This window comes from Bacillus sp. FSL K6-0268 (assembly GCF_038005425.1).
In the GTDB taxonomy this organism is placed as follows: Bacteria; Bacillota; Bacilli; order Bacillales; family Bacillaceae_G; genus Bacillus_A; species Bacillus_A thuringiensis_S.
On record NZ_JBBOTF010000001.1, the window covers coordinates 785,643 to 811,803 of the forward strand.

Here is a 26,161-nt window from a genome sequence, read left to right on the forward strand (position 1 = left end):
ATTTATTCACAAAAGCATTTTTACAATATAATAATTACATAATGAATATTACCTATTATGCAATTATCCTCTCACTTCATGAACTTATACTTGTATATTTCAAACCACTGTTGCCATTCATCTTTAGAAAATTCTTTCTCTTCTCCTTCTAAAACGTAAGAAAAAAGATTTAAACAAATATGCCAACCAGCTATATCTCTCGGTGTATGATCTGTTAATTCATGAATGTACTCTTTTAGGAATAAAAGAGTACCATTTTCCTCTTTATGTATTTCAAATCGGACACGGTCTTTATCCCAAGTAAATTCAAGTACTGAGTTTAGTTGACACTCTAAAATATCAATGTTTATGAATGAACCGTCCATCATGTCGAACTTTATTATTCCACCAGTTTTAAGGCTTTCAATCTGTAAATTGGACATCCATTTTTTCAGCTTACTGTTTTCTGTTAATACAGACCAAACTTCCTCTACCGTATATGGAAATTCGCGTTCAAATTTTACAATATATCCACCAGTTAGTTTCCCAATTTCAGCTATCATTTTAATTGCCTCCTTATATAGAATATATGTTCTTATCTCATTTTACACGAATATAAATATAAAATAAATATTTATGTCAGCGAAGTGTTAATTTAAAGTGAATGGTGCTGAGAAAAACTTAAATATTTTCTAAATCGAGTTATATAATATTGAAAATTAAATATAGATTTGCGTACAAATAAAAAAGCCGCATTTGCGACTTATGAAATCATAGGATTAACTCCTGTTTTGTTGAATGATTAACGCTTAATCGCATCGACAATTAGCGATGGAAAACCAAGTTTATCGCCTTTATTTCTAGAATCATACCTTTTCGAACGGAAAATAACACCGTCGTTTGCATCCCATTCGTTGTAATAAAACCGACCATTTTCATCACAATATTCAAGTAAAACTACCTCGAATCCAGCAGTTTCAAACATTTCCGTTAATGTTATATAATTATGAACGATTTTATGACTTGCTGCTGGATGATCTTTCGGACCGGGTCCCCCTATTTGAACTATATTTTGATATGCCTCATCCTGAAAGAATGCATCAGGGACTCCGCACCGAATATGACCAGATGGTTTTAAAAATTCATAACAAATTTCAGCTGCTCTTACACCTTCTTAAAAAGTAAGGTGTTCCCATACATGCTCAGCTAAAATAGCTGAAATAGAGTTGTATTCAAATCTTTCTTCCCACGTAGCTTTATCTAGTAAGTTAAGTTCATCTTCTTGCGTTTGAATCCAACCTGGATTATTATTAAACACTCCAGCTCCGGCAACTACTTTAATTTCGTCTTGTTTTATTGCCACCATGTTCACCTCTTAAATATTTTAATTCATTAATATATTCTATGTTTACTATTATCCTTCCTCCTTTAACAAATTTAGTACCATGAGTCCAGTACAATACCGAACTCATGTCCTAAAACTCTCTAACGCAACGATCTGTCTAACTCTATAAAATTAGTTCATAATATACGATTTTTCTTACAGAAATATAGCACAGCAAACATTAGCATAATACCAATTACGTAAAAAATTGTTGTTCCGCTCCCACCAGTATTAGGAATTACCCAATTATTCTTCGCATTTTTCACTGTTATTTTTTGTGTCTTTACTGCTTCTGTAATTTCTATTTCTATTTCTATTGGATCCCTAAGTAACATGTATCCGTTCGGTGCTTTTATTTCTTTAATCGTATACTTTCCAATTGCTAATTGGTTGGAAATTACCTTTCCTTTTTCATCCGTTATTAATCTACTAACTTCTTTCCCTTCTTTATCTAACACTTGAAATACAGCGCCTTTTAGCTTTAATTCACTATCCTTATCATCAACTTTTTCAATTTCAAATTGCCCAGTCGGATCTGGCAATTTCTTATTTTCTATTTTAATTTCTACTACTGTATCTTTTTCTATTTTTACAGCTATTTTTTCTTTTAATAATTCATAACCTTTAGGTGCCTCTATTTCCACTAGGGTATAGTTTCCTATTGGTAAGTCCTTTGATATCATTTCTCCTTTTTCATCTGTTATTAACTCTCCAACTACTTTTCCTTTTGAATCTTCTATATGAAACTTTGCTCCTGCTAGTTTTTTATTTTTATCACTTATGTCTACTTTCACAAGCTTCATTTTCCCCATTGGATCTGGCAATTTCTTATTTCCTATTTTAATTTCTACTACTGCATCTTTTTCTATTTTTACAGTTATTTTTTCTTTTAATAATTCGTAACCTTTAGGTGCTTCTACTTCCACTAAGGTATAGTTTCCTATTGGTAAGTCTTTTGATATTACTTCTCCTTCTTCATTTGTTACTAGTTCTCCAACTATTTTCCCTTTTGAATCTTCTATATGAAACTTTGCCCCTGCTAGCTTTTTATTTTTATCACTTATGTCTACTTTCACTAACTTCATTTTTCCTATTGGATCTGGCAATTTCTTATTTCCTATTTTAATTTCTACTACTGCATCTTTTTCTATTTTTACAGTTATTTTTTCTTTTAATAATTCATAGTCTTTTGGCGCTTCTATTTCTACAAGGATATAGTTTCCTATTGGTAAGTCTTTTGATATCGCTTCTCCTTCTTCATTTGTTACTAGTTCTCCAACTATTTTTCCTTTTGGATCTTCTATATGAAACTTTGCTCCGACCAATTTTTTATTATCATTATTACTATCAACTTTTTTTATTTTTACTTTTCCAGTACTAGGCTTGTTCCAATGTTGCCAGTTAAATTTGAAATTGTGAAATTCAAATCCACCAGTTTGTTGTACCGCACCGACAAATGCTTGTCCATTAATCGAACCGCCTTTTGTTTCTAATACAGCATTGGGGGCAAACACACTACCAACGACACCATATCCCTCTGTTATAATTTTTTTCGCATTTGGAAAAACCCAAATCACTTTCCCATATAGCTGAGTAAACGGGGAATTAGGAGAATATGGTTGTGATGTAGGAACTATATCTGTAGCCCTTCCAATATTGTTCGTGTCATATAGAATAGACCCATTTTTAAATGTAACCTCTGTTGCATCCGAATACATAACAATAAAATCTTTGTCCTTAGCATTTGGTAAAAATACATCTCTTATATCTAAATTAATTTTCCCTGTCAATTCTGATGAAACATAAATATTAGGATTGTTTATATCTTTTCCGATTCCATGACTCATATTTGGAATTGGGGTATTTGTTTTATATTGACCTGCATTTTTACTGACTTGGTTCACTATATTGCGAAATTCATTAAATTTCGCGTCAATTTCTAGTTTTTCTTTATAAACGATACGATCATAAGAGGATTGTATGATGCGATCTGGATCACTCTCTTTTGTCATTACTACTATTCCGTTTTGAATGATAAAAGATTCTTCTCTTGATTTCTTAAATTTTCCAGACAACAACAAGGACGGATATCCCTCATCAACCCATTTTTCACCTACTATATTAGATGTTCCCGCTGCAGCACCTACAATTGTATACCCCGATGCATCCATATCACCTTGAACTGCAGTTGCTCCTTCAATGTCGCCACCTATTGCTTTATGGTTACCAAAGACAACTGCATTATAACGCGATATATCACCTAGACCTTCTAAGTTTGTCGTGGATCCATATACTTCTTTTGGTACATATATGACAAAACTTACACTTAACATTAACAAAACAATAAAATGAATACTTACCAGCTTTAATCGTAGCCTCAATTCCTTTGTTCCCACCTTTACCGTATTTTTTCTATAGTCGAATAAAATGACATATTCACCAATGAGGATTTACTTCATCTTTTATATACTTTATATACTTTCTTTACTTATCTCTGAATTTCCGGTCCCACTTCCCATTAATGCAGGATAAATAAATACATTCTATCGAGTTAACCTTTTCTTATAAATTACGACTAGAAACACACATAACAATAGGATTGGAACTATTACAGTCCACTTATTAAATATAAATATCTCTGTACTCACTTTTTGTTTTTCTTTCCCGTTTAACTCCACACGCACACCTCGAACTAGCAACCTATTGGTGTTTACTCCATAAGGCGTACACGTAATTAAAGTTGTATAATCTTTATTTTCTACAATTTGTAGATCGTCCGTTTCGTGTGGTAACACTACTTTAATTTGATCTACTTTATAAGCAAGAACTTTGTCTAAAGAATGAATATAAAAAAGATCTCCTTCACTCAACTTATCTAAATCTGTAAATAATTTTGCTGATGGTAAACCACGATGCCCTGTTAAAATAGTGTGCGTATTTTCTCCACCTATCGGGAGCGAAGAAAAATCTAAATGACCTATCCCGCGGCTCAATACTTCCTCAGATGTCCCTTGATAGATTGGCAGTTTTATATTAATTTTCGATATTTCAATATACCCCATTACATCTCCTAAATTTAACGCATCAGCATATGCTTGATGATTACTTTTTTTTTCAGAAAATGGATCAGTAAATGTTTTCGTGGAAGTGTGAACTTGTTTATTATATTCGGCTGCTTCTTTTTCCCTACGTTCGACTTCTTTCTTTTGTAATGCTTTGATATTCTTATCGTAAGAGCTAATCTCAGAATAATGTGCACGAGTCGCCAACCAATTACTAATAGTAGGATATAAAAAAACACCTAATCCAAATAAAAAAATACCTCCCAAAACAAGATTTCGTTTCATATTTCCACCTCTGTATATGCTTAAATATCGAAAAGAGGGAAGCATTTTGCTTCTCCCCTTTTCCCATAGTTACATGTTCCTAAAATCTTAATTATTAGCAGACTTTTTTCTAAAGAAAACAAATGCCGCTGTAACCATTAACGTAAGACCTATTACAGTAAAAAGAGTCGTTCCTATGCCACCCGTTACCGGAAGAACCCATCCACTTTTATTATTTTCAATCGTTAATTTAACCGTTTGATTATTTTCGCTAATCTTTACATCAATGGGATCTTTTAATAATTGATAAGAAGCTTTTGTACCATCTTCTTTTGTATATGTTGGAGCTTTCGTTTCGAAAATTTGATAGTCTCCATATGGAATGTTAGACCATTTAATAACACCATTTTCATCTGATACACCTGTTACTTCTTTTCCTGCTACAACAACTATTTTTCCATTTTTATCTTTAAGTACAAACTCTGCACCTTTTAATTTATTCTTATTAGCACCATCAATTTTTGTTAACTCAATTATTCCAGTTGTTGGAACAACAACTACAGGTTTAGATTCCTTTTCTTCAATTACATCATTTTTATTTGTAAAATCAATTTTTGCTGTATTTAAAATTTCCGAACCAGATGGTACTCCTTCTTTTACTTGAGATTTAATTTGCAAATGAAATTCTTTTTTACCATCTAATTTTGTGAAATCTTTTACTGTAGCTGTTACTTTTTGACCTTCTATAGCTACCTCTACAATGCTTGCATTTACTTCTGCTCCATCAATTTTCACGATTGGCTTTCCTTGAATCACTAAACGATTATCCAAAGTATCTGTTACCACATATTTTTTGTATTCCTTAATGTCTTCTGGAATTAATGTTTTAATATCATAATTATAATTAGTTAACGGATTGATCGGTAACGCTTCCAATTTTCCGTTAATCTTTTTATCAATTATTGGTTCTTCATAGTTTTTCACTTCTAATTTAACTACTGTACCAGAAGTAATAGTTCCATCTTCATTAATTGTTCCGGAGTTCTTAACAAAAAACTCACGTTTAGTTGGATCTATTACATAGCCTTTCGGAGCTTTTGTTTCTTGGAAATAGTATTCTCCATACACCAATCCTTGCACGCGAATATGACCATTAGCATCTGTTACTAACTCTTTTTTCACTTCTGTACCGTCTTTTTTAAATAAAGAGAATACTGCACCTGCTAATGCTTTTTCATTTACACCAGTTTTTATTAAATCCACTGCACCACGTTTAACCTCATTTTTAGGATACATGTGAACATCATAGTTTAGCACCTTACCCTCTTTATTCGTTAATGGGATATCCACTGTATACGTATTGGGATTTAGATTAACATGTGGAGGTCCTGCCACTTCTTTCACCTCATAACGTCCTAGTGAAATATCTTTTAATACAGCTTGTCCGTTATCATCTGTTACTACTTGCGTTGGAGTTGCTCCCATTACAGGTTTCACATCTTCTTTCACGATTTTCCCATCGTTTGAAATTTTTTCAAAAGACGCAACCTTTTTCACTTCAAACGTTACACCTTTTAATGGTTTCGCATCTTTTGGCACCTCTTGATTTGCAGAACCGTCACCTTCTAGTCCCTGCGCTCCATCTTTTTCTTGTTCATACTTATGAATCGTTAAAGTACCTTTAGATGGTGAATCTGCCTTTACTAATACACTAGACCATGTAGAAAATGTTAAGAATAACACTAAAAGCACACTAAATATTTTTTTCATTTCTCTTATCCCCTTTACTACTTCTATCATTTTAAAAATCTCTTTATTACTATTACCTTCTTAAAAGCAATAGTGTGCCAAGTATCAGATTTAAACGAATAACATAAAACATAGTCGTCCAACAATCCATTGTTTACAATCACTTATTCACATTTCTTATCTTCTATTATTACGTTGTCTCTCCACATGATATATGTAATTTTCTCCCCTAAATTACACTTATATCTCTACTTCAAAAATCATTACATTTGTTACATAATAGCTTTCACTGCTAATTTCGACTAGTCACTTACTGTCAATCTATTAATTTCTCACTTCCTATCCCTATTTAAAATCCAACCTTAATCATTTTTAATACATATAAGTAATAACCAACAAATAAGTGTGACGATTCATATTTTACGCTACTGTCCAAAACTATTACCTGTATATTCAAATAATATGTGCTATTCATGTTAAATTATGGTATTATTCTTAGAAGTTTATAACTTTTATTTATATTTTTTATTAATAAAGGTTTTCCGTTTCTACTTATGAAAAAAGGAATATATGTTTATTTAACTATTACGCATAACTGTAAGGAGGAAGAATATGACTAAAAAGCTCAGTCTAGTTGAGATAGAGTACATTTGCAATATGTTTTTCCAATCTTTTGAAATTCCAGTTTGTTTTTTAGATTGTAACAAAAATATCCTTTTAGAATTCACATCAAAAAATGATTCACACTTGTTGTATACATCAAAAATAGAACAGTTACATGTGCTTTTTCAGAGAAATGATACATATAATTCCCCCATCTTCAGAACTCACGAACATCTAGGGCACTTCATTTTAATTCACATAAAGAGCGATTATATGGTGAACGGTACTGTTATTATTGGGCCCTTGGCACATGTAAATTTTTCTACAAGTAAAGCGGATAGTAAACTTAATTTTATTCCAAATTATAAAAGAACAAGAGACCATTATTTTTCATTGTCAGTCAAAGATCAAAATTTCTTTGTAAATATAGCAATATTGTTCTATAACATTCTCTATAAAAAAAATTCAGATGTAAGCACATTTTCAAATAACAGTGACTCACTTCATATAAGTCATAGCAGAATCTTAAACGAAGATGTATATATTTCAATGCAAAAAGACGAATCCATTTATCATAATTTATATATAGAGCAGCAACTACTTGGTTCTATAGAAAACGGGGATAAAGAAACCGTGCTCAAATATTATTACGAATTCCAACAAGAGACTCTTTCATCTTTATCTTCATTCCATCAATTAAGACGTCATAAAAACATTTGTATTTCATCCATTACGCTCGCCACTAGATATGCGATAAAAGGGGGTCTTCCATCTGGGATAGCTTACAAAATTTATGATTTACATATTCAAAGAACAGAAAATTTAAAAGACAAAGAATCTGTTTGGGATTTATTAAAAAATGCTTTTTGTACCTTTGCAGACCGTGTAAAGGCACAAAAAACACAGCAACATTCACAGACTATTGCTATTTGCAAAAACTACATTCTTAAAAACATTTACAATCCAATATCTGTTAAACAACTTGCTAAATTTGCAAATGTGAATTCAGATTATTTATCTATATTATTTAAAAAAGAAGTCGGTATTTCATTAATTGAGTACATTCAACGTGAACGAATCGAAGAAGCAAAGAAATTATTAACTTTCACCACCTATCCCTTATCAGACATATGCGCTTCGCTTAATTTTAGCGATCAAAGTTATTTTACTAAAATTTTTAAAAAATTCACCAATGAAACACCTGGTAAATATCGAAAATCTCATGTTGTCATTTAGAGTGACACTTCCATTAAAGCAAAGTGTTTTCAGTAACTTATCAATGGCAAATTAGAAGTACTCCTATATTCATGAGCTATAGGATTTATGCTATTTTCAAATCAAAAAACACGTTACTATTCTCATTAAAATAAAAGAATAGTAACGTGTTTTATATGTAATATAGTTCTGTAGACAGAATAGTATCCAACTGCAAATTTTTATAAAGGTCAAATGTACCGCTTAAGTATTAAAATCTTAATAAGTAAAAAATCCATATTTCGTTTTATTTACTTTCTACTTTATTTCTTTTGAATACTGAACTCTTTTCTTCAAACGAATAATCCCTACTATTATTTTTGTATCTTTCTAAATTTGCGAATCAAAGTGAGTACTGTACCTGTAATAATCATCAATATGCCGATTGCTGCACTGTTAGTTGTACTTACACCCGTCTTTGGCAGCTCCTTATATGTATATTCTTTTTTATCGCTATTACTGTTGTTTGAAATATTACTCTTATTTGTCTTATTAGCAAGACCATTAGGTTTGCTAGTTTCTTTATCTTTCACTAATACTTTTTGTATTGTATTTACCTCATTACCCACGGAATCTCTTACACTATATATTATTTCATAAATACCAGCTTTAGTTGTATCTATAGTTCCTTTATACGCTACTTTAGAAGTAAGATCACCGTCTTCTTTGTCAGTAGCCGATACTCCTATCAACGGATCAAATTGATCACCCTCAGTAATCGAAGTTGTAGCAGGTACTTTTAGTATTGGTTTTTCATTTTTAATTTCTTCTCTAACTTTGACCGTTACAGTTTGCTTCGCCGTTACTTCATGACCTTTAGAATCTGTAACCGTGTACGTTAATACGTAAGTACCGGCTTTTGATGTATCTACTTCACCATCAACTTTAATTTTAGAAGTGAGATCACCGTCTTCTTTATCGATAGCTAATACTTCTGCCATTGGAACAGATGAATCTCCTACATGAAGTATCGCTCCAACAGGCACTGTTAATTTAGGTTCTAAATCTGATATTTCTCCATTTCCCTCTACAATTACAGTCTGTATAGCCGTTGCATTCCCGCCTTTAGAATCAACAACCAAGTATTCCACAATGTATGTACCTGGTTTTGAAGTATTTACATCGCCTTTATGCTTTACTTTATTTGTTAAATCACCATCTTCTTTATCAACAGCTTTTACATTTCTCATTGGATCAAACGTATCTCCTACACGTAGTGTAATCGTAAACGGTACAGTTAACTCTGGAGCTTGGTTTTCTGCTGTTTTTTCGTTTTCTTTCACTTTTTCTATAATTTTTGCAGCATCAAAAGCATTTTGGACTGCTTGAACTTCAATTGAGTTCGTTCCATATTTATTAGTTGCCACTTTAAGGCATGCCAATTTCAATTCAGAAAAATTAGAAGTCATGTTTAATTCATCAGTATTTGCATAATAGAAAATATCAAACATTTTATCTTCACCAATGCCATTTACATTTACACCGTTATGAGTACCACCTTGTGCAATTAAATACGCAACTTTATTAATAATACTTGAGTTAAAATGAACGCCTCCATAATCCTCTCCATTTAAATCATTATATTTACTATAATCATCAGGATACGGTAGTCCATCTGAAAAATTAATTGCAGTTGGATTTTTCATATTACGAAAAATCGATCCAGTTTGTTCTCCTATTGTCCAGTTAAATTCCCCATTATTTATGTATTTCTCTATAGCCGTTCCCATAATATCCGATAATGCCTCATTAATTGCCCCAGATTCTCCTGAAAATTCAAGGTTAGATTCACTTGATGTAACTGCATGTGTAAATTCATGACCGGCTATATCGAACGCTTTTACCATAGGATCTCCATATAAAAGCATACTAATGTTATTAATATTAGTACTAAATGCATTTTCCCAATTTTCAGGATCATTTGTTCCTCCAGAATCCCATGCATGTACAACTGAAACTACTTTATTTCCTTTATTATCAAAACTATTACGCTTATATTTTTCTTTATAAAAATCGTATACCTTTGTTGCTAAGAAATGAGCGCTTACCGCCTTTGGATCATTAAATGTTGTTGAAACGCTAGTTGCTAGTATACCAGGATAATAACTTTCTTCATTTGTAATATCTCTATAATTTACATCATATGTCTCAATTCCTTGTCCTCTTGTGTAATCAGCAAGCGCATAATTCCCACTGGTCTGTTTAGAAATACCAAATGTACGAGTTACGCCTAAATCATCTTTTCCTGTTCCAGTTAATGATATAAAATTGCTAGTTTTATTTTCCTTAACGGATTGAACATACTCTTCACTTATTTTCAAACTTGATTCTTGTACCATATCTTTTAACATTTCACCATTATGAGCATTCACTAAATAAGTTCCAGATACATAATTTGGTGTTGTAGCAGCAAATGTAACTTGATATGCATTGCTAGCCTGTCCATGATTTTCATCAACAAAAATAACTGCCTTAACTTCTGGCTCAGAAATAAATTTAGTATCGTTTCCGTACTTTTTATAAATATATTGTTTTGCTTCTTCTTTTGATAAATTAATAGGTTTCTTTAAATCTTCTTGTGTTAAATTTTGTGCGCTATCTCCTGAAATACTTTTAATAATACCTTTTTTATCTACGTGAGCAGTCAACTGGTGACCATATACTTCTTTTCCTTCATATATTTGTTGCATGCGCACAAGTGTAGTTCCATCATAAGAACCACGTTTTTGAAGAACCTTGTAATCTACTCCTGTTTCTGCACTAACTTGTTTTGGAGACAAAGCATGCTCCGTATTTTCCTTAAGTGCATCTTTCACTACATTCTCTGGCGCCTTTTTTGATGGTTGTGTAAGATCACCTGTACGGAACGAATCCTCTTGAATTTCTACTTGCATTTGACCAGTTTCCTCTGCATGACCTAATCCATATGGCGTTACACTTGTTAAAACGAATCCTGTTGTTAATGCAACTATAGCTATTTCTTTTTTATTTCCCATGATATTCCCCTCGTATAAATTCCTATTATTTATATGAAACTGCTAAAATGTATACAATCTATTCCTAACATAAAAAGATGACTTTTGTAATCAACAAAAGCCACCTCTTTAATATGTAATATCCCTAAAATGTTTTTAATACATAATTTCTATACAAAAAAGAAAAAAGCATTCATTAACGAGCATTTTGCAATACTTTTATTAGGTCATTTATATTTTCAACTTTCTGTTGAAACTGATCAAGTCTGCTATGTAGCAATGAAGGATTTTTATCTTCAGTTGAAATAACTTGTTTTAATTCGTTTTCTAATTTATCATACATATCAAAGAAATTATCAAATTCTACACTTACAAGCTCTTCATTTTCGCGATAGAATCTTTTTGCTTCTATATAAGTCATATATGATTTATTTAAAAATCCTAATGAAATTAAATATTTAGAAGTGTTTTCTTGATAAATAGCAATATCACACGCTATTTTAATATCAGAATAAGTCTTTTGAACAAGACAATGCAATTCAAAAATCTTAAACTTTAATCCATTATTCATTTCATCCCCTCCCATCGTATCTATTCTACATAAAATTAGAATATTATACAAAGAAAATTATTAGCATGAAATTGACAATTAAAAAGATAACTTAAGGATAAACAAATTCCTCTCATTACAAATTATAGTTGCGAAGCATTTACCAACTTAACAGAAAAAATAAAAAGCGAAAAGAATAAATCCCTTCCGCTTTTAGAGTAATAAATACATTTCATATTGCGCTAAAGAATTCTTTTCAAATCCACATTTCTTTAAAAAACCCTCCAGTAAATTATTGTTAGGAAACCCAATTGATAAACTTGATAAAATTAATTCTTCTCTTGCTACTTCTAATAATTTCATCCCAACACCAATATTTCTATAAACTTTGTCTACGAAAATAAAACTAATTTTACCTTGTTCATTTACACATAGAGAGCCTTTTAAGTCATTATCGACATATGCACCATAAAATACATTATTTGTTTTTTCGATATAATCAACATCATTTTGCCAATTTATATGGAAGTTTAACCATTTCTGAATTTCATCTTTAAAAGTTGGAAATTCTAATTGTTTTACTTCAATATCCTTACAATCTTTATTCATTATTTTAGTCAAATCATTTAAATTATAATAAGAAAGATCGTACACTTTTTCATAGCCCAACTTATTATAAAAATGAATCGCTCGGTCGTTTCCTACAATGACTTCGAGAAAAAGTTGCTTACATCCATGTTGAATCGCCTCTTCTTTATGCAGTTCAAATAATTTTTGACTCACACCAATACCGCGGTAATTAGGATGAACCGCTAATGTTCCACAGCGCATAGTCTTTATACTTTCATAATCCTTTATACCACCTAATATTACGCCAACTGATTTGTCACCGTCTAAAGCAAGAAAAGAATGTTCTAGCAAATTACCTTCTGGTCCAAAAAAACGTTGTATAAAACCCTCTTTTGAAACTTCCATCTTAATAATATAATCGGAAAATCCATCTTTAAAAGCTTCATATACTAAATCAATATTTACTTCACTACACCTTTTATATTGAATCATATAAAATTGCCCTCCAATTGCTTGTATTAATCTCAACATGTACCCATATAATATATTCCATCTATTATAAATTTCAGCTCTTAATTTGAAATGAACGGACATTTCCCTACATATAACTTACTATTAATTTGTTTTATAACAAACTATCTATTATTTACTACATTAATCTCATAAACACGTAAAAAAGCAATTAAATGCTCACATGCTCTTTCGCATGCTAGCATTTTAAAGATTTTTTGTTCTTCTTTCGTTTTATCATTTGCTTGATCTGAAGCAGCTTTTAAACATAAAAATGGTTTTTTATTTATTTGACACACATAGGCGAAAGCTGCTACTTCTTGATCAACTGCCAATGCTCCGTATACAGTATGAAGTAAATATCTCATTTCTGAACTACGAATACGTTGATCTCCAGATAAAAATGTACCGAAATGTATCGGATCATACAATCGTATTTTTTTTATTCTTCTTACAAGTGATTTTGTTGTTTCAATAGGTGCTGTTCTACCGTTATATAAATTAAAAACATCTTCTCCTGAGCCAGCAGCAGTAACATCGTGTTGTATTGCGTTTAGTGCTACTACAATATGACCGTTTTTCACTTTGTTTGATAAACTTCCGCATATTCCTGTCATAAACAACTCATCTGGCTGAAACTCACTAATTAACAATTGTACACAACTAGCGCAGCTTACTTTACCGACACCAGTTACAACTGATATAATTTCCAGCTCATTGATAGTATGAAAATGAAATTCCCAAGCTGCTCTTTTTTCAACACGTTCACTCGGATAATGTTGATGCAAATACGTCAGTTCTGGTTCCCATGCAGATACAATTGCAATACGTTTCATTACACGCTTCACTTCCCCTATTGTCATTTAAATAAGTTATCTATACTTTCTCGTTCATAATCTGGAATCCATTCTTTATATTTCTTATATAAATCTCGTATTATTTCTTTATTCTTCGCAATTACTTCACATCCTCTATCATCATACATAAACATGACAATATCTTTCGTTGCATTTATGAGAAATACATCTGGATAAGAAATTTCTTTTTTCCGTCCAAATCGAGGATACAAAACAGAGAAATCCTCATGATTAGCAGCTTGTATAAGCGATTCATATTTAATATCTTCCGCAAGACATTTTAAAGAAAATTGATATGTACAATATAATGTGAAACTTTAATCAGTTCATCCCCCACTGATTATCAGCCCTCACCAATCGGGCTTTTAGGGGCAGCCCGCCCCCCACCTACCTTCTTTGCTTTCGCTGAATTTTGAGGTGGGGGTCTTACTGCCCGGCAAATAGCGGGATAAATCTGCCTCTTCATCTTCAAATAGAAACGGTAACGTTTCTTGTCTTATATGAAATCTTAAATCTCTTTTCTTAATATATTTATTGTATACATTTATTTTCTGTGGAGTTTTTGTGTTTTCCTTTTTAAATCTATAAACATTTGTCACTACAAACACTACATCTTCTTTTGAAAATATGTCTTCAAATAAGAATTTATTATATGTATATAGCTGAGAAAAGTATTCCATATTTAAATCGTCGGTTCCTTCTACAATTTGATATTTATCTTTTCCAAAATCAAAATACAAATGATTTCCCCACTGAGAATATAAGTACGGTACTAATGTAACTCCTGGAAATGTTTGATTCATATATTCTTTTAATTGCATTTCCTTGTCCCTTCTACTGTACAATTCTTTTTAAATACCAATATGCTTCTTCTAGCCACGGATGTATAACTTTCAATGTTTCTTTCCTTTCCCACAAATATGAAATATATACAAAAGCAGCTTTTTCCAAAGATTTTTCCAATCCTTTTTTTATTTCTATTAAATATGGTGGTGTCCCCTTTTGATCCCATTCTATTTTATCTGCAACAAATAAAACTAAATCCATCTTTGTTGGGTGTTTACGCAGTGTAGTATGACAACAAATTGCATCTAATACGTCTTCATCTTCTACTTTAAATATTTCTTTTGCGATTACTCTCGATAGTTTTTGATGAATAATCATAGGAAACTTTCTTTCTGCTCCCTCTATTTCTACCCCAAATTCTTCAGCAACTGCAATCCGCTCCTCATTCGGAAAAATGCCACTAATATCATGTAAATATCCTGCAATTGCTGCTTTTTCTTTATCTACGTGAAACTTTTCTGCAATCTTTTTTGCCTCATTTGCCACACGAATTGAATGTTTATATGTAAACTCTTTATTATATTTTAGTAGAAAATCTTTAATATCATTGTCTATTTTTCCAGTTGGAGCAAATGAATATATATCATTATATAACATAGAAAATCCCCCTTATAACTAACTTTCAGTATAATGCAGAATTTAAATATCTTTGTTATTTTATATTCGTTATTAATCTTTTTACTCCTTTTTAATACGTTACATGAAATTTTATACAGAATCATTGCTACAAGTACATAAATGTTTGATATTATAGTAATGTTGATGATTTGTAAGGAAAGGAACTACAAAATGAATAAAAACATATTAATTATTGATGATGATAAAGAAATTGTTGAATTACTTGCTGTTTATTTGCGAAATGAAGGCTATAACATTTATAAAGCTTATGATGGCGATGAAGCATTGCAGAAGGTTTCTACATATGAAGTTGACCTTATGATTTTGGATATTATGATGCCAAAACGAAACGGATTAGAAGTTTGTCAGGAAGTACGTGAAAATAATACTGTACCAATTCTAATGCTTAGTGCAAAAGCAGAAGATATGGATAAAATATTAGGTCTTATGACAGGTGCCGATGATTATATGATCAAACCATTCAATCCATTAGAATTAGTAGCTAGAGTGAAAGCTTTATTACGAAGATCATCTTTCCAAAATGCTACTTCGCAAAAGAATGAAGATGGTATTATTCGTATTCGCTCTGTTGAAATACACAAACATAATCATACTGTTAAAGTAAATGGAGAGTATATTAAACTAACCTCTATTGAATTCGATATTTTATATTTACTTGCGAGTAATACAGGAAGAGTATTTAGTTCAGAAGAAATTTTCGAACGCGTTTGGAATGAAGATGGTTATGGTTCAAATAAGACGGTAATGGTCCATATTAGCAACTTACGGGATAAACTTGAAACGGTAATGAATGGAGAAAAATTTATTCACACTGTTTGGGGAGTTGGCTATAAAATTGAGAAATGAAGCATTTGATATATTAAAAGATATCCCTAAATGGAAACTTATTTTTTGGCTCTTACTAGCTATCACACTCACTCCTATTACTGAATTAATTATTTATCGCCTCGTTACGAGTGTAATTGAAAGTTCACTTACTCTAACCGAGCTCGGTAAAGAATTCATTCGAATTTTTGGTTATGAAAAGTATAAAGGGGTTAAAGAATCTTTATGGATGATGATTGTTTCTTATTTGTTTTTATTTTCTATTTTTTCATCCTATCTTTACATTTTTTATCGTCACGAGAGAAAACTTTACTATGAAACTTGTATAAAAAAAATGATAGAAGAAATTCGTTACATTGCAAATGGAAACTTCAATCATAAAGTTTCTGTTGTAAATCATAATTATTTGGAAGAGTTAGCAATCGGGGTCAATGAAATTGTTGAACAATTAAAAGTCTCAATTGATGAAGAAAGACAAGCGGAACAAGCAAAGAGTGAACTTATTACAAATGTATCACATGATTTACGTACTCCCCTTACTTCTATAGTTGGATACGTAAATTTAATTCATCATGATAATTATAGAGATGAAGTGGAATTGCGATACTATATTCAAGTCATTTATGATAAAGTAACTCGTCTTAATGCATTAATGAATGACTTGTTCGAATATACACGTGTTCAAAATAAAGAGTTAAGCTTGTATTCTGTCCCCATTGATATTGTAGAGTTACTTGGACAATTAACTGTTCAATTCCGAATACAGGTTCAAGAAGCTAATATAGAATGTAGACCTTCTTTCCCATCTCAAAAGCTCATGGTATTAGCTGATGGTGACAAATTAGTGCGTGTGTTTGAAAATCTTATTATAAACGCTATCGCTTATGGAAGCGAAGGTCGCTATATTGACCTTACTGCTTATGAAAGCAATAATATGATTACAATTGATATAACAAATTACGGACAACCTATTCCTAGTACGGATTTACCTCATATTTTTGAACGTTTTTATCGCGTTGAAAAATCGCGCTCTACAAACACTGGTGGATCTGGACTTGGATTAGCAATTGCAAAAAGTATAGTCGAATTGCATAAAGGAACAATTGAAGTATATAGTGATGACGAAAAAACAACTTTCACTGTAAAACTACTCCCCTACAAAGGTTAATATCACAAATAAAAAGTTCAATTTCTTATCATATAAGAAATTGAACTTTTTCCATTAATTACAAAAAATTAATAATCCTTTATAATTCTTTAGAAATTCTTTACCTTTTCTTTCTTCCTAATTAAGCATTCTTTTTTACAATACTATTATTGATGTCATAATAGGAGGATCGCTTATGCAATTCTTAAAAAAATTCGCTATTTTATTATTATCTTTTTTCATTACTGCACTTATCGTTTTATATTTTTACCTTTATGTAAATGGTCCGATTATTCAAGCTAAATCAGCTATCTTAATAAATGCTAATTCAGGTGAAATTGTTTATAAAAAAAATGAAGAAACTCCAGTACAATCAGCTGCTTTATCTAAATTAATGACAGAATATATCGTATTGGAGCAACTAAATGATAGAAAAATACAGTTAGATGACTTCGTACAAATAAGTAACGAAGTTTTCCGAGTAGAAACAAGCCCTATACAAGTAACATCGAATGATAAAACAACGGTTCGTGATTTACTTCATGCATTGCTACTGGCAGGGAATAATCGTTCTGCACTCGCTCTTGCAGAACACATTGCTGGAAATGAAGATAACTTTACAGTATTAATGAATAAAAAAGCAAAAGAACTAAAGTTATTACAACCATCTCCATTTCTAAACTCTACTGGAATTAATAATGATACAAATAAACAATCAACTACAACAGCAATAGACGTAGCTAAATTAGCAGCACGATTAATAAAAGATTTTCCAGATGTATTGAATATTACGAAACTAACCTCTTACCAATTTTCCTTCAAAGATTCCCAGGTTTTCAATACGAATAAAATGATATATTCCCTTAATGAAAACATTAAACTTCAAGGTGTTGATGGCTTACAAACTAGTTTTTCAACTAATGGTAATTATAGTTTTGTCAGTACAGCAAAACTTGAAGATACTAGACTAATTTCAGTAATATTAGATGCAGATGAAGAAAACATTTCATTTATTGAAACAAAAAAGTTGCTACAGTATGGTTTTGATCCTTCCTCGTACTCTGCACTCCAAGCTTTTAAAGACACCCTTACATCGTGGACAATATTGCTTCAGTTTAAAAATTTAATTATACAAACTATAATGATTTTTTTAATCATTACCACCTTAATGTTTTTACATATACGTCAGAAAAAATCCGAGGATTTCAATTAAGAAATCTTCTTATATATAAAAACCGACTTGCGTTTGAGATGCAAGTCGGTTTTTAATTCTATCATCCTCTTCCAATTAAATTTGCTGAAACTGGTTGCAAGTTTAACTGCCTCGCCCATATAGACAGCTGACCAATATGATGAATTTCATATCCCATGTCTTAAAACCTATGTTTTTCGAGGCATACACCCATCTCTGTTTCCGTTCGTTGTGTTCGTTTGTTTAGTTTAAATGGGTTAATCTATTAATTCTATTAAATCCAACAATTTAACTATTACATATTAAAGTTCTATTCATATACTATAGTAGATTACTAGAAAGGAGGCTTAACTATGGATAGTTGCGTTGTATTTGTAAACGGACAACCTTTTTTAGTTCTTTCAGTAGCTGGTATTGAAATTGCTAGATTAGAGATTTCCCTTCAAGTAGCATTAGCTCTAAGAGTGCTTGGGATACCAATCTGTGATTAATTACCAAATTAATAAAAAAAGAGGGCATTAGCCCTCTTTTTTTTATTTTCTTCTCACCTTTTCTTAACAACAAACAAAATTCAAATTTGATTAATTATAAAAAATTAAAGTACATGAACGTTACATGAAACACTTGTTAAGATCGCTGTCCTTCACACTATTTATTTCGCCGACATTATATAATCAAAGCACACGATGATTAACTTTTTATACGGCTTATTTTAAGTGTGCTAGCCAATACTTTTACTTGTATGTTCTATACACTCACTCTCTACGGTATACTGATACCAACTTATATTTTTTGATGAGAGCCCATTTCCCTATATCCCTCTTTATTCCCATGCACTTTTTTCTCAAATCCAAGCTAAATAATCTATATTGTTATCTTTTAAACTCGCCTCACTATCCGATTATATTAATAACCTATCACCTGGTAACCATTATCTAATTTATCTTCAATTGGATGGTCCATCATTTATACTTACGGATTGGCTTTCCCGTATCTATTGTGCATGGACATTAGGTTTTCTAGCATCTAGCTCATTTCTTTAAAAATGTAGGGTATTTCGTCTATTATTAAATGAATAATGTTTAGAAGGGTGATGTAATATGACAGAAATTAAAGTAGGGCTTACACAATTTTTAGACTTCACACTGAAAGGTAGTACAGCTAAAACAAACTTTATAAAAAATCTAAAATCCCAACCTGAATATCAACCAGCTTTTGATTACTGGAAACAATTACGAGAAACTGTTATTAAATTTCATCAAAACAAACTACCTTTTGAATGTTTCGAAACATTAGTACAAACGGTTGATCAGAAAAAAAAACAAAACTACATTGATGTTATAAAGCAATACAAAAAATTCATTAAAAATAAAGACATCTCCTGGTTTGATCCAGGTAAATCACATTGGAAATCAGATGATTTAATCGTCCGTTCATCACCTGAACTTGGCTTATTCATTAATAATGAGCCACATCTTATCAAACTGTTTTTCAAAGGAAAAAAAGAGCGAATTGATAAATACAACATTAACTCGACACTTACACTATTAAATGAATCAACATTTTCAAATGAACGAAACGATGTGAATTATACGGTACTTAACATCCAAAAGAACAGAATGTATACGAATAACTCTATTAATAATAATCATTTAGTAGCGCTTAAATCAGAAGCTAACCAGTTTTGTTACATATGGAATAATCTGTAAAGTTTACTATTCATCCCTTTCAATACCTTGTTGATGCATACTTTAGTTACAATTTTTACAGATTCATTCAGTTTCGTTTAATTAGGGCTCACCCTCTTATTCCTCAGAAACAATGCAGGTGGGCCTTTTCAAAAATGGTTTCTTTGTCAGTTTTAATATACTAGCTCTCCCCCTGAAACAGCTGCAATTGAAATTATTTTTGTTTTATTATCCACTATACCCACCAAGCCCCTTTTGTTAACATAATATAATTATAAATTACTATTGTTGCTACTTCTTCCATTCATATTCTAACATACTCATTTCCCATAAATTCCAATACGTTTCTCCTACTCTTTTTGACTCTCTTAATAAGCCTTCTTTTACAAACCCTATTTTTTCGTAACAGAAAATGGCCGATGTATTAAAATCGTACACACCAAGAGTTACCCTATGTAGTTTTAATTCGTCAAAAGCAATATGAAGTACTGCTTTCATCATATGTTTTCCTATAGAACGTCCTCTCATCTTCGTATTACCAACTAATACTTTTCCAATTCTAGCGGACTTATTAATATTATCTATTTGCCCAAGCGAAATATGACCAATAACGTCTGAAGTCACTTCATCTACCACTTTGAAAGCGAGTGTATTTGCACTTTCTATATACTTCTCTAATTGCTGTTCGTCTAAAGGGAATGTGAATGCATTTCCTGACCATTGTATTAGAAATTCTTCGGAGTTAATCCAATTTATTAATTGTTTAAAATCAGATTTCTTAAAGCTTTCTAGTTTAATCACTTCCTTGCTCCTTTCATACATCATGCTTTATAACCTCAAACTTATTTCTATATAAAGAATATATTCTCCTTTTATATGAAATTAAAATAAAGCCATTCATGTGAATGGCTTTACAAAAAAGCAGCATAATTATGCTTTGTTTGCTACATCAATACCATTAAAATCAAAGTCAGCAGTAACCGTTGTAACAGGTGGGAAAATTGCTTCAATTTTACAAATGGAAATAATTACTCCAACCGATCCAGGAATAGCCGCAAGCCTAACTACATCACAACTTACAGACGAAACAGTACCTACATAAGTACGTCCCTCTGTATTAATTTGAACTGTTCGATTAATTAATTTCTTAAGTTCATCTCTAATTCCTTGTACACAAGAATTATCACATTTCTCATGCTGTTCTTTTTTACACTCTTCGAATACTTCCCAACAATCATCTTGTTTACATGTACACTTCTTTTTACAATTATTAAATCGAGAACCCAATACCTCACCCCCTAATCCTTTCTATTAGTAAATTATGTCCACTAGCTTAAAAGGGTACGAGGCAAACACATAAAAAGAAAAAAACAAACAATTGTACCAAACCTTCTTTTCATTATTCATTATAAAAACAGACTTCTCCTAATTAAAATCTTGTTTAATGAGCGGCCGTGAATTTAGTCCTACTCCATTTAATGTTTAGACACCACTTTCTAAAACAAATCTTTTTCTTTTAATAAGACGCCCCTTAAAAACACACTAGATTTTCCCATTAACTCACATATACATAGACTTTATTTGTGGATTTCCCATTTTTCATTGTGAAATATACATTTAAAAAGCGTACTCGAAAATAAGATATTATTTGTAATCAGAACATTTTCTTCAATAAATGTTTATTGAAAAATACCATAACTAGTAGTAGTTCTCTCCACTTTCTCTTAAAAATTAGCATAGTTTGTATGAATTCTATATCGAGTAGAAGACACTCTATCATATAAAGATAAAATAGTAGGTTAATAAACAAGCCATTTTTTTATTAAAACATAGAATAATATGAACACTTTTGAAAGGAGGTAGAAATAAATGTCCTGGAAAAATGATTGCTGGAGTTCTCAGAAAAAGCATTGTTGTGATGATTGGTGGAAATCTAAAGAAAAGCATCATTGTGATGATGATTGGAGTTCTAAGGAAAAACATTGTAATGATGATTGGTGGAAATCTAAAGAAAAGTGTCATCGTGATGATGATTGGAGTTCTAAACGAAATAAGTGTCGTTGTAAATGTTTCTTTATTTGTTGCCATTGTAAAAGAAAAAATTGGTAATATTTTTAATGTCAACGTAAAGAAAAAAATATGTCTTTTGGAATCAATCAGGCTTTTCCGGAAAGTTGATCCCTCACCTACTTCCTTGCTTTCGCTGAATTTTTAGGTGGGAGCATTACTGCCCGGCAAATAGCGAGATAAATACTAGGATGTAATATATAAAAAGCTGACTGAGTATAGTCAGCTTTTTATATATTAATACGTAAAGGTTTAAACCGGCATATAAGCAGTCGCGCTTTGTCATCACCTTGTTGTTGTAAATTAGTATTTCTCCATTGAATAGACATTCCATAATATCGTATTTTGATTAAAACAAAAAACATACTTAACACCAATAGTAGAATTTTTCTTCTTCATCAAATTCACTTCTTTTCTTTTTATTAACATAAAAAAGGAGCTCTGTTTATATAGAGCTCCTTTCTAATTTTATAATTTACTAGACTGTAACCCTTGAATAAACGGTACTACTTCAGGATTTACAAGTGACGACAAATCACCTAATTCTTTTCCTAAATAAGCTGCTTTAATAACACGGCGCATTACTTTAGAATTACGTGTTTTCGGTAAATCTTCTACAACGTGGATGTCTTTAGGACACAATGCTTTTCCAATATGTGAGTTTACTAAACTCATTAATTCTTTCTTTAAATCTTCTGTAAATATTACCCCTTCTCGTAATACAGCAAAGCAATGACAAACTTCACCTTTCACTTCGTCAGGTACACCAATTGCAGCAGCTTCGATTACATCGTTATGTTTCACAAGAATAGATTCATATTCAGCAGGTCCAATACGTTTACCTGCAATATTTAACGTATCGTCTGAACGCCCTGTGATGATATATTGTTCACCATCGTAAATGACCCAGTCACCGTGGACCCATTTATTTTCAAAACGCGACCAATATGTGTTCACGTAACGTTCATCATCTTCCCAGAAGCTTTTCGTCATACCTACCCAAGGTTTTTCTAAGCATAATTCTCCGACTTCATCTCGAATTGGTTTACCTTGATCATCCAGTACGACAGCTGCCATTCCTGGTAAAGATGCGTTAAAACTAATCGGTGCGATTGGCTTAATAAGAACATTACCGAAAATCCCACCTGAGATTTCAGTTCCACCTGAGTAGTTACAGATTGGAACATTTCCTTTTCCAACTGTTTCAAACAGCCACATCCATGGATCAGGATTCCAAGGTTCTCCTGTTGATGCGAATACTTCCAAACTCTTTAAAGAATGTTTATTGACATACTCATCACCTTTTGCCATTAATGCTCGGATTAACGTTGGCGAAATACCTAGATGAGTAATTTCATATTTATCAACTGTCTCCCATAACCGGTCTGCTTCTGGGAAGTCTGGAACACCTTCGTACATAACCATCGTTGCTCCATTAATGAGTGAACCGAATAATAGAAACGGCCCCATCATCCAGCCCATATCAGTTACCCATAATACACGATCACCTTGTTTAATATTCATTCCAAATCCTGCATCAAAAGCTGCTTTCAAAGGAAATCCTGCATGCGTGTGTACTGTTCCTTTCGGCTTACCAGTCGTTCCTGATGTATAAATGAGCATTAATGGATCATCACTTTGCATTTCTTCGGCATGTATGAATGGTTTTTCTTTTTCTAGCGTACTCCACGAAAAGTCATAGTTATGTGGTGTAAAATCATTTCCTGCATGACGAACGATAACAACTTTTTCAACAGTTGGGCAATGTTCACAAGCTTTATCTACTTCATCTTTTAAAGAAACAATTTTACCGCGGCGTGAAAATCCATCTGCGGTAATAATCATTTTTGAACCTGCCGCTTGCACACGTGTCATAACTGCATCAGACGCAAAGCCTGAGAATATTGGTGAAATAATTGCTCCAATTTTCATTACAGCTAGCATCGCAACAACTGTTTCTGGAATCATCGGCATATAAATTGTTACACGGTCACCTTTTTCAATACCCGCGTGTTTCAAACCATTGGCAACACGGCTTACCCAGTTATCAAGCTCTTCATATGTAAATGATTTTGAAGTTCCATTTTCTCCTTCGTACTGAAGTGCTGGCTGTATTCTTGTCTCTTCATCCGCAAGCCAGCGGGATAAAGCTGATTCTACAACGTTACATGTTCCGCCATTATACCACTGTGCAAACGGTGTACCATTTTCTAAATCTAACACTTCTGTATAAGGTTTCATCCATTGATAGCCAACTGCTTTTTCTGCCTCTCCCCAAAGCCAAGCTGTTTCCTCAATAGATTTATTATAAAAAGTTTCATAGTCTTCATATCCCAATGATTTCATCCAACTATATAAACGTGTTTTTTCCTTGTACTCTTCTGTTGGAAACCAAACTGCTTGTTTCAATGTTTTCCCCTCCTTAACTTTTTGAGCAAGAAAGCCCTAAATAGGGCTTTTAAACTGGATATACAGGATGTTTACGATCCGTGAATACTTGATATTTACTCATATACATTTCGAAACGTCCTTTTAACTCTTCACGTAAATTGTTTGGATGAACAATACCATCAATCACCATCTCTGATGCTAAATGATAAATATCAATATCTTTCTTATACTCTTCACGTTTTTCAGCAATGAAGCTAGCACGCTCTTCTTCTGGTAAAGCTGCAATTTTATTTGCATATACAGCATTAACCGCAGCTTCTGGACCCATTACCGCAATAGAGGCTGTCGGTAATGCCAGGCAGCAATCTGGTTCAAATGCTGGACCTGCCATCGCATATAAACCAGCGCCATATGCTTTACGAACAACGATAGAAATCTTCGGTACAGTTGCTTCACTCATTGCAGAAATCATTTTTGCACCGTGGCGAATAATACCAGCACGCTCTACTTTTGTACCAATCATAAATCCTGGTACATCCGCAAGGAATAATAATGGAATATGATATGCATCGCATAAATTAATAAACTTAGCAGCTTTATCAGCTGAATCGTGAAATAATACACCGCCCTTCATACGCGGCTGATTTGCAATAATACCAACTGGCTTACCATCAATACGTGCTAAGCCTGTAATTAGCTCTTGAGCAAATAATTTTTTTACTTCATAGAATGAACCTTCATCAATAACTCTATTAATGAGATCTTTCATATTGAAAGGAGCATTTTGATTTTCTGGAATGATTTGTTCTAACGTTTTATCGAATTGTTTCGGTTCTTGAGGTGTAACCAATGGAGTCTTTTCTAAGTAGTTGTTTGGAAAATATGAAATGTATTGTCTTGCTTGTGTAATCGCATCTTCTTCTGTCTTACATAAAACATCTCCGCATCCTGATACAGAGCAATGCATACGAGCTCCGCCCATCTCTTCTAAAGTTACCTTCTCACCGATAACCATCTCAGCCATACGAGGAGATCCTAAATACATAGATGCATTTCCTTCTACCATCATTACAACGTCACAAAAGGCTGGAATATATGCACCACCAGCAGCAGAAGGTCCAAATAATAAACATACTTGAGGAACTTTACCTGATAATTTCACTTGATTATAGAAGATTCTTCCTGCACCGCGGCGCCCTGGGAACATTTCTACTTGATCTGTAATACGCGCTCCAGCAGAGTCGACTAAATAAAATAACGGAACACGTAATTTTTCAGCTGTTTCTTGAATACGTAAAATCTTTTCAACTGTGCGTGATCCCCATGATCCAGCTTTTACAGTAGAATCATTAGCCATTACACACGCAGTACGACCATGTATTTTACCCGTTGCAGTTACAACGCCGTCCGCAGGTAAGCCTGTTTGTTCACAGTTAGCAAATAATGCATCTTCTACATATTCGCCATTATCAAATAGAAGCGCTAAACGATCTCGAACAAATAATTTTCCTTTTGCTTTATTTTGTTCATGATATTTCGGTGCCCCGCCTTGTTTAATCGTTTCAACACGTTCTTCAAATGAATTAGATTGTTGTTTTTGGTCTAACAT

Annotated in this window: 20 protein-coding genes and 3 pseudogenes; 7 read left to right on the forward strand and 16 right to left on the reverse strand. The window is 32.2% G+C overall.

Going from position 1 to position 26,161, the window contains the following annotated elements:
- Positions 1–71: 71 nt before the first annotated feature.
- The 5 genes and pseudogenes from MHI28_RS04005 to MHI28_RS04025 all read right to left on the reverse strand — a co-directional run bounded on the left by MHI28_RS04005 (position 72) and on the right by MHI28_RS04025 (position 6,459).
- Positions 72–542 carry an SRPBCC family protein gene (locus tag MHI28_RS04005; protein ID WP_000559851.1) on the reverse strand — a complete coding sequence of 157 codons (471 nt, stop codon included), beginning with the start codon at positions 540–542 and terminating at the stop codon, positions 72–74.
- Positions 543–781: 239 nt separating this feature from the next.
- Positions 782–1,342 (reverse strand): annotated as a pseudogene (locus tag MHI28_RS04010) (class I SAM-dependent methyltransferase).
- A 158-nt stretch (positions 1,343–1,500) separates the two neighbouring features.
- A complete protein-coding gene (locus MHI28_RS04015; protein ID WP_086412995.1) occupies positions 1,501–3,744 on the reverse strand; it encodes an MSCRAMM family protein in 2,244 nt (747 codons plus the stop codon).
- 162 nt (positions 3,745–3,906) lie between these two features.
- Entirely contained in the window at positions 3,907–4,710 is an 804-nt protein-coding gene (locus MHI28_RS04020) for a class C sortase (RefSeq protein WP_079997319.1), read from the reverse strand.
- An 87-nt stretch (positions 4,711–4,797) separates the two neighbouring features.
- Positions 4,798–6,459 (reverse strand): LPXTG cell wall anchor domain-containing protein, encoded by a 1,662-nt coding sequence (locus tag MHI28_RS04025; protein ID WP_082180164.1) that lies wholly within the window; start codon positions 6,457–6,459, stop codon positions 4,798–4,800.
- A 591-nt stretch (positions 6,460–7,050) separates the two neighbouring features.
- On the opposite strand from MHI28_RS04025, the gene MHI28_RS04030 reads away from it, so the two are divergent.
- The gene (locus tag MHI28_RS04030; protein ID WP_000162842.1) at positions 7,051–8,277 is read left to right on the forward strand and encodes a helix-turn-helix domain-containing protein; all 1,227 of its coding nucleotides are present in this window, start codon (positions 7,051–7,053) and stop codon (positions 8,275–8,277) included.
- 332 nt (positions 8,278–8,609) lie between these two features.
- Here MHI28_RS04030 and MHI28_RS04035 read toward each other — a convergent pair whose 3' ends face one another.
- The 6 genes and pseudogenes from MHI28_RS04035 to yqeK form a co-directional block, all read right to left on the reverse strand.
- Positions 8,610–11,291 (reverse strand): M4 family metallopeptidase, encoded by a 2,682-nt coding sequence (locus MHI28_RS04035; protein ID WP_000527045.1) that lies wholly within the window; start codon positions 11,289–11,291, stop codon positions 8,610–8,612.
- A 175-nt stretch (positions 11,292–11,466) separates the two neighbouring features.
- A complete protein-coding gene (locus MHI28_RS04040) occupies positions 11,467–11,841 on the reverse strand; it encodes a hypothetical protein (RefSeq protein WP_001059022.1) in 375 nt (124 codons plus the stop codon).
- A 192-nt stretch (positions 11,842–12,033) separates the two neighbouring features.
- Complete coding sequence (locus MHI28_RS04045) at positions 12,034–12,882, reverse strand: GNAT family N-acetyltransferase (protein WP_000617064.1); 849 nt, start codon at positions 12,880–12,882, stop codon at positions 12,034–12,036.
- Positions 12,883–13,025: 143 nt separating this feature from the next.
- Positions 13,026–13,763, reverse strand: coding sequence for a phosphorylase family protein (locus MHI28_RS04050; RefSeq protein ID WP_002082744.1), 738 nt, complete (start codon positions 13,761–13,763; stop codon positions 13,026–13,028).
- A pseudogene (locus MHI28_RS36120) lies at positions 13,760–14,578 on the reverse strand (DUF3885 domain-containing protein). The gene MHI28_RS04050 and the pseudogene MHI28_RS36120 overlap by 4 nt, the downstream one beginning before the upstream one ends.
- Positions 14,579–14,591: 13 nt before the next feature.
- Positions 14,592–15,200: a bis(5'-nucleosyl)-tetraphosphatase (symmetrical) YqeK gene (gene yqeK / locus MHI28_RS04065; protein WP_000966600.1), complete on the reverse strand. Its 609-nt coding sequence runs from the start codon at positions 15,198–15,200 to the stop codon at positions 14,592–14,594.
- A gap of 192 nt (positions 15,201–15,392) precedes the next feature.
- Here yqeK and MHI28_RS04070 point away from each other — a divergent pair, with 192 nt between their 5' ends.
- From MHI28_RS04070 to MHI28_RS04080, 3 genes are all read left to right on the forward strand, one after another.
- A complete protein-coding gene (locus MHI28_RS04070) occupies positions 15,393–16,088 on the forward strand; it encodes a response regulator transcription factor (protein ID WP_001038808.1) in 696 nt (231 codons plus the stop codon).
- Positions 16,078–17,235, forward strand: a complete 1,158-nt coding sequence (locus tag MHI28_RS04075) for a sensor histidine kinase (protein ID WP_001243314.1) — start codon at positions 16,078–16,080, stop codon at positions 17,233–17,235. Before MHI28_RS04070 ends, MHI28_RS04075 begins: the two co-directional genes overlap by 11 nt.
- Before the next feature lie 175 nt (positions 17,236–17,410).
- Positions 17,411–18,427, forward strand: a complete 1,017-nt coding sequence (locus tag MHI28_RS04080; RefSeq protein ID WP_001160048.1) for a D-alanyl-D-alanine carboxypeptidase family protein — start codon at positions 17,411–17,413, stop codon at positions 18,425–18,427.
- Positions 18,428–18,488: 61 nt separating this feature from the next.
- Here the strand turns inward: MHI28_RS04080 and MHI28_RS04085 are convergent.
- Positions 18,489–18,578, reverse strand: a pseudogene (locus MHI28_RS04085) (DinB family protein); the annotation flags it as partial.
- A 181-nt stretch (positions 18,579–18,759) separates the two neighbouring features.
- Between MHI28_RS04085 and MHI28_RS04090 the strand changes: the two are divergent.
- Positions 18,760–18,897, forward strand: a complete 138-nt coding sequence (locus MHI28_RS04090; protein ID WP_000376554.1) for a DUF3956 domain-containing protein — start codon at positions 18,760–18,762, stop codon at positions 18,895–18,897.
- A 609-nt stretch (positions 18,898–19,506) separates the two neighbouring features.
- Positions 19,507–20,115 carry a hypothetical protein gene (locus MHI28_RS04095; protein WP_000136050.1) on the forward strand — a complete coding sequence of 203 codons (609 nt, stop codon included), beginning with the start codon at positions 19,507–19,509 and terminating at the stop codon, positions 20,113–20,115.
- A gap of 270 nt (positions 20,116–20,385) precedes the next feature.
- Here MHI28_RS04095 and MHI28_RS04100 read toward each other — a convergent pair whose 3' ends face one another.
- Together MHI28_RS04100 and MHI28_RS04105 are read right to left on the reverse strand one after the other, a co-directional pair.
- A complete protein-coding gene (locus MHI28_RS04100) occupies positions 20,386–20,919 on the reverse strand; it encodes a GNAT family N-acetyltransferase (RefSeq protein WP_000990084.1) in 534 nt (177 codons plus the stop codon).
- A 105-nt stretch (positions 20,920–21,024) separates the two neighbouring features.
- Positions 21,025–21,381: a hypothetical protein gene (locus MHI28_RS04105; protein WP_000535577.1), complete on the reverse strand. Its 357-nt coding sequence runs from the start codon at positions 21,379–21,381 to the stop codon at positions 21,025–21,027.
- Positions 21,382–21,963: 582 nt separating this feature from the next.
- Here MHI28_RS04105 and MHI28_RS04110 point away from each other — a divergent pair.
- Positions 21,964–22,203 carry a hypothetical protein gene (locus tag MHI28_RS04110; protein WP_002082750.1) on the forward strand — a complete coding sequence of 80 codons (240 nt, stop codon included), beginning with the start codon at positions 21,964–21,966 and terminating at the stop codon, positions 22,201–22,203.
- Between the two features lie 426 nt (positions 22,204–22,629).
- Here MHI28_RS04110 and MHI28_RS04115 read toward each other — a convergent pair whose 3' ends face one another.
- Together MHI28_RS04115 and MHI28_RS04120 are read right to left on the reverse strand one after the other, a co-directional pair.
- Complete coding sequence (locus MHI28_RS04115) at positions 22,630–24,570, reverse strand: AMP-binding protein (RefSeq protein WP_000806506.1); 1,941 nt, start codon at positions 24,568–24,570, stop codon at positions 22,630–22,632.
- A 49-nt stretch (positions 24,571–24,619) separates the two neighbouring features.
- Positions 24,620–26,161, reverse strand: coding sequence for an acyl-CoA carboxylase subunit beta (locus MHI28_RS04120; RefSeq protein ID WP_000886744.1), 1,542 nt, complete (start codon positions 26,159–26,161; stop codon positions 24,620–24,622).

What these genes read in the sequence shown, in the direction of transcription:
- MHI28_RS04005 (WP_000559851.1), bottom strand. Translation starts at nt 542, where the DNA reads ATGATAGCTGAAATTGGGAAACTAACTGGTGGATATATTGTAAAATTT.
- MHI28_RS04020 (WP_079997319.1), bottom strand. Translation starts at nt 4,710, where the DNA reads ATGAAACGAAATCTTGTTTTGGGAGGTATTTTTTTATTTGGATTAGGT.
- MHI28_RS04025 (WP_082180164.1), bottom strand. Translation starts at nt 6,459, where the DNA reads ATGAAAAAAATATTTAGTGTGCTTTTAGTGTTATTCTTAACATTTTCT.
- MHI28_RS04030 (WP_000162842.1), top strand. Translation starts at nt 7,051, where the DNA reads ATGACTAAAAAGCTCAGTCTAGTTGAGATAGAGTACATTTGCAATATG.
- MHI28_RS04035 (WP_000527045.1), bottom strand. Translation starts at nt 11,291, where the DNA reads ATGGGAAATAAAAAAGAAATAGCTATAGTTGCATTAACAACAGGATTC.
- MHI28_RS04040 (WP_001059022.1), bottom strand. Translation starts at nt 11,841, where the DNA reads ATGAATAATGGATTAAAGTTTAAGATTTTTGAATTGCATTGTCTTGTT.
- MHI28_RS04045 (WP_000617064.1), bottom strand. Translation starts at nt 12,882, where the DNA reads ATGATTCAATATAAAAGGTGTAGTGAAGTAAATATTGATTTAGTATAT.
- MHI28_RS04050 (WP_002082744.1), bottom strand. Translation starts at nt 13,763, where the DNA reads ATGACAATAGGGGAAGTGAAGCGTGTAATGAAACGTATTGCAATTGTA.
- yqeK (WP_000966600.1), bottom strand. Translation starts at nt 15,200, where the DNA reads ATGTTATATAATGATATATATTCATTTGCTCCAACTGGAAAAATAGAC.
- MHI28_RS04070 (WP_001038808.1), top strand. Translation starts at nt 15,393, where the DNA reads ATGAATAAAAACATATTAATTATTGATGATGATAAAGAAATTGTTGAA.
- MHI28_RS04080 (WP_001160048.1), top strand. Translation starts at nt 17,411, where the DNA reads ATGCAATTCTTAAAAAAATTCGCTATTTTATTATTATCTTTTTTCATT.
- MHI28_RS04090 (WP_000376554.1), top strand. Translation starts at nt 18,760, where the DNA reads ATGGATAGTTGCGTTGTATTTGTAAACGGACAACCTTTTTTAGTTCTT.
- MHI28_RS04095 (WP_000136050.1), top strand. Translation starts at nt 19,507, where the DNA reads ATGACAGAAATTAAAGTAGGGCTTACACAATTTTTAGACTTCACACTG.
- MHI28_RS04100 (WP_000990084.1), bottom strand. Translation starts at nt 20,919, where the DNA reads ATGATGTATGAAAGGAGCAAGGAAGTGATTAAACTAGAAAGCTTTAAG.
- MHI28_RS04110 (WP_002082750.1), top strand. Translation starts at nt 21,964, where the DNA reads ATGTCCTGGAAAAATGATTGCTGGAGTTCTCAGAAAAAGCATTGTTGT.
- MHI28_RS04120 (WP_000886744.1), bottom strand. Translation starts at nt 26,161, where the DNA reads ATGTTAGACCAAAAACAACAATCTAATTCATTTGAAGAACGTGTTGAA.